Source organism: Alkalibacterium thalassium, from assembly GCF_900101165.1.
Classification (GTDB): domain Bacteria; phylum Bacillota; class Bacilli; order Lactobacillales; family Carnobacteriaceae_A; genus Alkalibacterium; species Alkalibacterium indicireducens.
Genome location: NZ_FNFK01000078.1, coordinates 1 through 6,966 on the forward strand (window position 1 = coordinate 1; position 6,966 = coordinate 6,966).

Annotated in this window: 9 protein-coding genes and 1 pseudogene; 4 read left to right on the forward strand and 6 right to left on the reverse strand. The window is 43.8% G+C overall.

From position 1 onward, the window contains the following. The 5 genes and pseudogenes from BLR76_RS10645 to BLR76_RS10665 form a co-directional block, all read right to left on the reverse strand. Positions 1-306: pseudogene (locus BLR76_RS10645) on the reverse strand (hypothetical protein); the annotation flags it as partial. 119 nt (positions 307-425) lie between these two features. Further along, a complete protein-coding gene (locus BLR76_RS10650) occupies positions 426-866 on the reverse strand; it encodes a GntR family transcriptional regulator (RefSeq protein ID WP_176759702.1) in 441 nt (146 codons plus the stop codon). A 323-nt stretch (positions 867-1,189) separates the two neighbouring features. Then, positions 1,190-2,899: a DUF2207 domain-containing protein gene (locus BLR76_RS10655; RefSeq protein WP_091268798.1), complete on the reverse strand. Its 1,710-nt coding sequence runs from the start codon at positions 2,897-2,899 to the stop codon at positions 1,190-1,192. A gap of 61 nt (positions 2,900-2,960) precedes the next feature. Continuing rightward, positions 2,961-3,143, reverse strand: a complete 183-nt coding sequence (locus BLR76_RS10660) for a hypothetical protein (protein ID WP_091268800.1) — start codon at positions 3,141-3,143, stop codon at positions 2,961-2,963. 13 nt (positions 3,144-3,156) lie between these two features. Continuing rightward, the gene (locus BLR76_RS10665; protein WP_091268801.1) at positions 3,157-3,861 is read right to left on the reverse strand and encodes an NAD(P)H-dependent oxidoreductase; all 705 of its coding nucleotides are present in this window, start codon (positions 3,859-3,861) and stop codon (positions 3,157-3,159) included. 135 nt (positions 3,862-3,996) lie between these two features. On the opposite strand from BLR76_RS10665, the gene dhaK reads away from it, so the two are divergent. Genes dhaK through dhaM form a run of 3 tightly spaced genes read left to right on the forward strand, consistent with a single transcriptional unit; the run spans position 3,997 to position 5,968 of the window. After that, the gene (gene dhaK / locus BLR76_RS10670; RefSeq protein ID WP_091268802.1) at positions 3,997-4,989 is read left to right on the forward strand and encodes a dihydroxyacetone kinase subunit DhaK; all 993 of its coding nucleotides are present in this window, start codon (positions 3,997-3,999) and stop codon (positions 4,987-4,989) included. A 21-nt stretch (positions 4,990-5,010) separates the two neighbouring features. Next, entirely contained in the window at positions 5,011-5,598 is a 588-nt protein-coding gene (gene dhaL / locus BLR76_RS10675; protein ID WP_091268803.1) for a dihydroxyacetone kinase subunit DhaL, read from the forward strand. Beyond that, positions 5,591-5,968: a dihydroxyacetone kinase phosphoryl donor subunit DhaM gene (dhaM, locus tag BLR76_RS10680; RefSeq protein WP_091268804.1), complete on the forward strand. Its 378-nt coding sequence runs from the start codon at positions 5,591-5,593 to the stop codon at positions 5,966-5,968. Before dhaL ends, dhaM begins: the two co-directional genes overlap by 8 nt. Positions 5,969-5,987: 19 nt before the next feature. Here the strand turns inward: dhaM and BLR76_RS10685 are convergent, their stop codons facing one another. Beyond that, complete coding sequence (locus tag BLR76_RS10685; RefSeq protein WP_091268805.1) at positions 5,988-6,599, reverse strand: P-loop nucleotide/nucleoside kinase family protein; 612 nt, start codon at positions 6,597-6,599, stop codon at positions 5,988-5,990. Positions 6,600-6,768: 169 nt separating this feature from the next. Between BLR76_RS10685 and BLR76_RS10690 the strand changes: the two genes are divergently transcribed. Next, on the forward strand, positions 6,769-6,966 hold a 198-nt coding region (locus tag BLR76_RS10690; RefSeq protein WP_143009248.1), incomplete at its 3' end, for a hypothetical protein.

The window sequence follows — 6,966 nt, forward strand, 5'->3', positions numbered from 1 at the left end:
CAATGGGTACCACAAGTGCTCTAATTGACCACCCTTACTTTTGAGTTGCGTTTCGACTGCCTTGTAGCGTGCAATAACATCACGAATCGCATTTTGCGTAAGTTGGGATTTTAGACTAAACGTCTCACGAACTGTATGATAGATTTCTTTGTGAATACTAAATTGCTTCAAGTTAAAGTTGTGGTTAAAAATCCATTCGGAAACAAAATTCAAAGATCTGGTATACGTATTCATCGTATCTTTAAAGGTTTGAACTTGTTTTTCATCCGGAAAGATTTGTTGTTTAGCTGTAAGTGTAATATCCATATCCCAAAACCTCCTTTCACTAAATACATTATATTATAATTAAAAGTGAAAAGTTAACAGAAAGGACTTCTATAGTGAAAAAAATCTAAAGAATTGAGTTTCACAAACCCACCAATTCCTCACGGCACTAAAGTACCGAGTTTCCTTGGTGGTGAAACTAGATGAAATTCATTGTCAACATCAAAATAATCAGAAACATTATTATTCTTAAAGGTCTCTCTTTGTCTATCTAAAATCTTCCAAAGCATCTTCTCGGACTTTTCATCCATCACACCGCACAGCTCTGTCATCACTTCTTTTTCTACACATTCTCGAATAAAACGTGCCTGCAATGCTCTACTCATATCTATTCTGGATACATACGTTCCTGACTGAGGAAAGGTAAAAATCAGATTCTGTTTTTTCAACCGCTTCAATGATTCTCTGATTGGCGTTCGTCCCACTTCTAGAAGATCGATCAAATGAGATTCTGAAATTTTCTGACCTGGATACAAATCAAGTTTGATAATCATTTCTCTTAAAACTTCATACGTCTGGTCCTGCAAAGTGATAGTCTGCATAAATACCTTCCTTACGTTAAATATGTCATACTTGTATATTAATATCATAAATATATCACATCTGAACAGTCAGTGGCACCATTTTATGAAAACCCCATCATTATTGTCCCGCCTGTCTTCTCTAATATTAAGACTTGCTTTATCGTTTTCCTCCCGATCTTTGAATAGCAAATTAATCTGCATCTGTCTATCAGTACATCTATCTCATTAATCACACGTAAGAAAAAAGCTAGATTTATTCAGAAGGAAGATCTTCTAAACAAGCCTAGCATGTTCATAGTGCACTATAGATCATATCATTCGGATGACCAGCAGCTTTAACGTCAGCGTGCTCCGCCGCCTCCGCCACCCATGGCACCGCCCCCACCACCGATGGAGGTCGATCCGCCGAAGCCACCTGAAGATGAGTAGCCTCCATTTGAGTAGCCGCTGTGCATACTGCTTGAAAACACATGCAGGCCTGGATAATACATATAGTAGTGCGGGATATACTCGATTTCCTGTTCTGCCCAGTCCGGCATGATTGCTTCAATAGACTTGATCACTTCTTCTTCTTTTCCATACAAGCCTGCCCACATCAGGAATGACTCTTCAGGAATCAGCTGTTTATAGCTGAGTGATTTGTCCTCACCTAATGCATTTAGATGATTTTCAAACTGGGTCAGATGATCGTAAAGCCTCTGACCTTTTTTTGTAATCGATGTATACGGCAGTCGTGCAGTCAGGAAAGAAACAGTATCTTCCTTGATATACCCCTCTGCAATCGTCAGATCTCTGGAGTCGTCAAGAAGCTGCTTATCAAGCTTGTGAAGTTTGTCTGCCTGTTTTTGAGCCCATTTCTTCATTTCTTTACTGCTCATCTGGTAGCTGCTGTCACTAGCTTCGATCAGAGAATTCCAGAGTTCTGCTTCAACTGTTGATCCTGCCAGGTCTTGCTGTGATTTCCTCTCAAAGGTCTCCGGAACAAAAGTCAGACGGGTCTTATTTTTTCTGCCTTCCTCGCCTTCTTCTATAATCAGACATTTTTCCTTAGACCATTTCAGTAAGAAGGCAAAGAAATAATGCTCAACCGTTCCCATCTTCAGCTGTTTCAGGAAGAAGGCAACATCTGTAATATCACCATCTTTGTAAGGAATCTCTGTGTAATACATCCCTTTGTTCCGTTTGCGTTGCTCGTAGAAATTAGGGATTTTCCCGCCATCTTTTTTCAGCCGTTCAATTTTTACCAGAACGGCTAATATAGCTAGTACAAACGCTACCGATGCACCGATAATAACAGAGATGACTGTCCCACTCAGCCCTCCTCCACCCGCATCTCCACGTCCAGGATCCTGCTCTATATCCTCAACGACTTCAGCAAGGGTTCGTTCATCATAGTATGACAGCAGGAACGGATCATTAAGAAACTGTACAATTACCGAGACATTCTGGTTGTCTTCCAGTTCAGCCTGAGTATAAGTACGGACCTCTCCATCAAGCAGATCAATCTGTCCCTCATAACCGAATCCCCAGATTCTAGTCATATCCTGAGTGAAATCGAATGGCCCGCTTATATCGATCGTCAGATTTTCAGGAGGAATGTCTCCAAATGTATTGAAATTCCAGTGCATGGACTGCCCGTCTTCCATCTGTCTGACTATATTGCTAAGAGTATAGGTCACTACATACTCGTTACGCCCATAGTCTCCGATCCCCCATATCAGTTCCGTTTCAGACGAACTGTTATCTATGCCATATGATCCGGCTTTATCTTCTCTGGAAGCATTGGAATCCCAATCAGTCTGTTCTTCCATACCTTCAACGTAGAAGTCGATGACTTCCACACCATCGGTCTCTTCTATGACGATAAAGAGTTCAGTTCCTTCTTCCATAGTCATGTCCCGTCGTTCAGTAATAACGGCCGTCCCGTTTTCGAGCAACTGGACATCAATAGTCAAGTCGTGCATTGTATTTCCCTGTGCGTGTACCGGACTAGCTGAAACTATACTTCCTGTAATCAGCACAACCAGCCAACCTACCCACCCATACTTCATGATTGCTCCTCCTTTTTTCTCTTTTGCTCGTCAATTGTTCTGATTTTCCGATTGACCAGCATCAGTTTCTCCAGTTTCCCGGACTCCATAAAGTCCCGTCCAGTTCTCCCTGAAGCTGCTCTTTACGTGTTTTCTGTTCTCTAATCAGATCTGCTGCTGCTTTAAGGAGTGCTTTCTGTTTATAATCCCGGCTTGAATCGAAAAGCTGCTCCAGTTCCCTGATGATCCAATCCTGTTCATCCATCTTCTTCCACCTTTCATTCATGATAATTATCAATATGCATGCGCAGTTCATCCAGTTCCATTCGGTTGTCTTCAATATGTTCAATCACCTGCTCGATTATAAAATCAGAGTGATCAGTCCTCAAAGTTTCAGTCGCGGTCTCTTTCAGTGCGGCAATTATCCACTCTTCGCGAGGTTTGAGAGAATCCGGTTTTTTCAATGTAAGATACTGTTGATAACGGATCAGCAGTCCCATCCGCTCCTCTTCACTCATATACGCATACTGAAAAATAGAGAGCGGCTTGAGATAAGTCATACCGGTTTTTCTAGCCACCGCTTGGAACGGCTTGGTCAATTCACTGATACTGTACCCTTCCTGTCCACCCGTCTGGTACTCCTTTTCTGAGAGACCTATGGACAGGACGAGTCCCAGTTCTTTGTCCTTGAGCTTGTCCCCTCTATACCCGAAAGCAAAATGTTCGGTCAGAACCTCATCTTGCCAGTGCTTTAAAAGGGGGGGAGACGAATACCAATAGAACGGAAACTGAAAAATGATCCGGTCGTGAGACTTAAGCAACTCCTGCTCATGTTTTACATCTATGACTCCATCAGGGTAAGTTTTTTCGAGCGGATGAAGTGTGACCTGCTCCAGTGAACGATCTGACAGGGCCTGAATTAGAAACTGCTGGCTGCCGGATTCATCTATGCTCGGATGGCTGATAATGACTAATGTTTTCAAATCTATTCTCCTTCCCGTTCAATCTATGGTATCAGTATACCAAAAAGTCCTTTCTCAGAAGTGAATTATTAGAATTTCATTTTTAAAACGCGTACAATATGGTTAGAGAAAACAATAAGGAGGCAGAATATTATTATGAAGAAAATTATCAATCAGCCGGATCAGGTCGTTGATGATATGCTCAATGGATTGGCATATGCCTACGACTCGCTGGTCAGGCGTGTACCTGACACAACTGTGATTGCGCGGACACTTGACCCGTCTGGAAAAGTTGGGCTGGTCAGCGGCGGAGGAAGCGGACATGAACCCAGTCATGCCGGGTTTGTCGGCAAAGGTATGCTTTCAGCAGCTGTGGCCGGGCAAGTCTTTACGTCCCCTACACCTGATCAGATTCTTGAAGGCATAAAAGCGGCAGACGAAGGTCAAGGCGTTTTTCTTGTCATCAAGAACTACACAGGTGATGTCATGAACTTCGACATGGCAAAGGAACTCGCTGAGCTGGAAGACATCGAAGTCGATTCCATTGTTGTTGATGACGACATCGCTGTAGAAGACAGTACATTTACAGCCGGCCGAAGAGGAGTCGCTGGGACAGTCTTCATGCATAAGATTCTTGGAGCGGCAGCTGAATCAGGTGCATCACTCAAAGATATCAAGGCACTGGCTGAACAAGTAAATGACAATCTGTATTCTATCGGTCTGGCACTTTCTCCTGCAACCAATCCTGAAGTGGGCAAGCCGGGATTCGAGCTTGAAGATAATGAAATAGAGTTCGGAATCGGCATACACGGAGAACCTGGATACAGCCGTGAGAATCTGAAACCATCGAAAGAACTGGCTGAAGAATTTGTATCCAAACTAAAAAAAGAAGTAGACTGGTCAGCTGGTGACAAGTTTGCAGTGATGGTAAATGGAATGGGTGCTACTCCGCTGATGGAGCAGTTTGTCTTTATGAACGACATCAGAGCTTTGCTGGATGACGCCGAAGAACTGGATCTGGTCTACAGAAAAGTCGGCGATTATATGACGGCAATCGATATGGCAGGGGTTTCCTTGACATTACTGAAAATAGAAGATGTACAATGGATCGACTACCTTAATGCACCTGTTGAGGTCATTGGCTGGTAGATAACTGGAAGGAGCGTTTAAATGGCACAGACAGAAAAATGGATAAAAAGTTTCGAACACTTCAGCAAAAAAATAACTGATGAGAAAAGTTTTCTCAACGAACTCGATTCTGCAATCGGGGACGGGGACCATGGAAGCAACTTGACAAGAGGTGTAGCGGCTGTCAATGAGAAACTGGAGCAGCAAAGCTACGACAATCTATCAGACCTTTTCAAGGACATCGGAATGGTCCTCGTAAGTAAAGTCGGTGGAGCCAGTGGTCCCTTGTACGGCTCAGCTTTTATCTCCATGGCCAAACAGTCCAAAGAATCAGATGACATTTCATCTCTCTTGTCCTCCGGTCTCGACGGTATAACCAAACGGGGTAAAGCTGAAACAGGTGAGAAGACGATGGTTGACGTCTGGGCGCCGGCAGTCGATGCATTGAAGGAGGGGACACTTGATCAGTCAGTGATCGACAGTGCTCTGGAAAGCACGAAAGACATGAAAGCGACTAAAGGGCGGGCATCTTATCTAGGAGACCGCTCAATCGGTCACATCGATCCCGGGGCACAATCGAGCGCCTATTTCTTTGAAAGTCTTCTGGAAGCGGGTGTGACTGATGAGTAAATCCTATGGTGTGCTTCTCGTCTCTCATGTTGAACGTGTCGCAACCGGTCTGAAACAACTTCTGGACCAGGTCGCTTCCGACGTGACGATTAAAACAGCAGGTGGAACTGAAGACGGCGACGTCGGGACATCCTTTGATCTGATCAGTGAGACTCTTGAATCCTTCGAAGAAGATCATATCCTGTGCTTCTATGATCTGGGAAGCGCAAAGATGAATCTGGACATGGCAACTGAAATGACTGAAAAAAATGTGGAGATTTTAAACACTGCCTTCATAGAAGGAGCCTATACAACAGCTTCACTGCTGCAGGCTGATGTCCCACTGGATAATATTAAAGAACAGATCAGTAAGCTTGTTATAAAAGAGTAGAAAAAGCAACCCGTCCTGTTTACTCAGGGCGGGTCGTTTGATTATAACCTCTCTCAAGCAGCCAGTCATTGATTTTCCCGGCGGACACTTCGGCTGACAGTTCAGTTGTATTCAGCTTGAGGTAGCTGACTTCCGGAAGCTTGGCTTCAACTTCTCCCTCAAAGGAATTCAATCTATGCTTTTCCATACTCTGAAGCAGCTCCGCTTCGGAAAAATCCACGTCTCTTTTCGATGGCTTCATTGACAGACGCAGCTCACTTTTATTACGTTTGAGCCGAACATCAAGATCCGCTTCAAGTTCGATAAAGAATACATTCCCACCGGCGGCGAGAAAAAGCGACGACCAGTTCCTCAGGATGTCCCAGTCCGAATCCGTATCAAAGCCTGCGACTACCGTAAAGATGATGCCATGAGTGACATTTGATTCAGGATGTTCAGTAAAGGCTTTGAACAGGTCATACCTGACGACTTCAGACAGACGAAACGTATCACGTGTGTACCCCAGAAATCGGGCAAACAGATCGATCGTTTCATGATTGAACAGAAGCCTGGCATCAATCTTCTTCTCCAGAGCTTGTCCTACAGTCATTTTCCCCACAGCCTGCGGCCCGACGATCAGAATCAGATCCATATCAGTTCCCCCTATGCTCCAAGGGTTACTGTCAAATTTTTTTGTTCTTAAAGGTCTATAACCGTTGTTCTATCAAGGAAAAGACAAAAAACACTTGCCCCTCCCTCATTTATCGGTAAAATAGTAGGTATCCGACTACCAAACTATCCCCAGAAAGAAGGAAAAGCAAGTGCTGTATACCCCTATTATAAACTGTCAGTTTGAAATTATCTACTATTGCCTGAAAGAAAATATCAGACAACAGGAAATGCTTGAAAAATATCGTGAATTGACCCGTTCTCTTATCGAAGAACGTAATCGTTGGACAACGCACTCCCGTGCTCCGACCGTATCTAAACCACTTGACCAGCCCTATCCTCACATGGAG